We start from the raw sequence: 1,659 nt of genomic DNA on the forward strand, positions 1-1,659 counted from the left end.
CCCCCCCCACCCCCACCCCCACCCCCGCGATCTTGCACTTCCTGTCGCGGCATAGGGGGCGAAGTACGCATATGGCCAACAGAAACTGCAAGATCGCGGGAGTGCCCGCGGGACGGGGGACGGGCTGATGCCGCAGGGACAGCCGAGTTCGGTGCCGCTCGACGGGTTGACCACCCGGCAGCGGCGGCACCGGCCACTGATGATCGTCCACACCGGACAGATGAAGGGGAAGTCGACGGCGGCCTTCGGGCTGGCGTTGCGGGCCTGGACGGCCGGCCTGCCGGTCGGGGTGTTCCAGTTCGTCAAGAGCGCCAAGTGGCGGGTGGGGGAGGAGAACGCCTTCCGGGCGCTCGGCGAGGTGCACGAGCGCACCGGCCAGGGCGCGCCGGTGGCCTGGCACAAGATGGGCGAGGGCTGGTCCTGGATCCAGCGCGGCGGCGACGCCGACCACGCCGCCGACGCCCTGGAGGGCTGGCGGCAGATCCAGCGTGACCTGGCCGCCGAGCGCTACGGGCTGTACGTGTTGGACGAGTTCACCTACCCGATGAAGTGGGGCTGGGTGGACGTCGACGAGGTGGTCGCCACCCTGGCCGACCGGCCCGGCTTCCAACACGTCGTGATCACCGGTCGGGACGCCGACCCGCGCCTGGTCGCCGCCGCCGACCTGGTCGCCGAACTGACCAAGGTCAAGCACCCGATGGACGCCGGCCAGAAGGGCCAGAAGGGCATCGAGTGGTGACCGCACACTGGGCGCTGCCCCGGGTGGTGGTCGCTGCCCCGGCCAGCGGTCACGGCAAGACGACGGTGGCCACCGGGCTGCTCGCCGCGCTGCGCCGACGGGGCCTGACGGTCAGCCCGCACAAGGTCGGCCCCGACTACATCGACCCCGGCTACCACGCCCTCGCCGCCGGGCGACCCGGGCGCAACCTCGACCCGTTCCTGGTCGGGGCCGACCGGATCGCCGCCCTGCTGCGGCACGGCGCGAGCGTCCCCACCCCCGCCGACATCGCCGTGGTCGAGGGCGTCATGGGCCTGCACGACGGCGCGGTGGGCCGCCGCGACTACGCCTCCACCGCGCACGTCGCCCGGCTGATCGAGGCGCCCGTGCTGCTGGTGCTGGACACCACCGCGCAGGGCCGGTCGGCCGCCGCGCTCACCCTCGGCATGGCCGCGTTCGACCCGGCGGTACGCATCGGCGGGGTGATCCTCAACCGGGTCGGCTCGCCCCGGCACGAGACGCTGCTGCGCGACGCCCTCGCCGAGGTGGGCGTACCGGTGCTCGGGGCGGTCACCCGCGCCGCCGAGGTGGCCGCGCCGGCCCGGCACCTCGGGTTGGTGCCGGTCGCCGAGCGGGCACCCGAATCCGTCGCGATCGTCACCGCGCTCGCCGAACTGGTCGAGGCCACAGTGGACCTCGACGCCGTGCTCGACCTGGCCCGGACCGCCCCGCCACTGACCGCCCCGGCGTGGGACCCGGTCGCCGCCGTCGGCGGGCCGGCCGGCGTTGAGCGACCACGGGTCGCGCTCGCCGGTGGTCCGGCCTTCACCTTCTCGTACGCGGAGACCGCCGAACTGCTCACCGCAGCCGGCGCGGTCGTCGTCACCGTCGACCCGCTGCGCGACCCGGCGCTGCCCACCGGCACCCGGGCGGTGGTGATC

The 1,659-nt window shown here is 74.6% G+C and carries 2 protein-coding genes; both read left to right on the forward strand.

What is annotated here, in order from left to right; all coding sequences use genetic code 11:
• Nucleotides 1–127 precede the first annotated feature (127 nt).
• Nucleotides 128–739: a cob(I)yrinic acid a,c-diamide adenosyltransferase gene (cobO, locus tag PSH25_RS29075; RefSeq protein WP_238662063.1), complete on the forward strand. Its 612-nt coding sequence runs from the start codon at nucleotides 128–130 to the stop codon at nucleotides 737–739.
• Nucleotides 733–1,659: cobyrinic acid a,c-diamide synthase CobB (locus tag PSH25_RS29080; protein ID WP_238662064.1), on the forward strand; the 927-nt coding region annotated here is incomplete at its 3' end. The genes cobO and PSH25_RS29080, both read left to right, overlap by 7 nt.

The organism is Micromonospora foliorum (genome assembly GCF_022229015.1).
GTDB lineage: Bacteria > Actinomycetota > Actinomycetes > Mycobacteriales > Micromonosporaceae > Micromonospora > Micromonospora foliorum.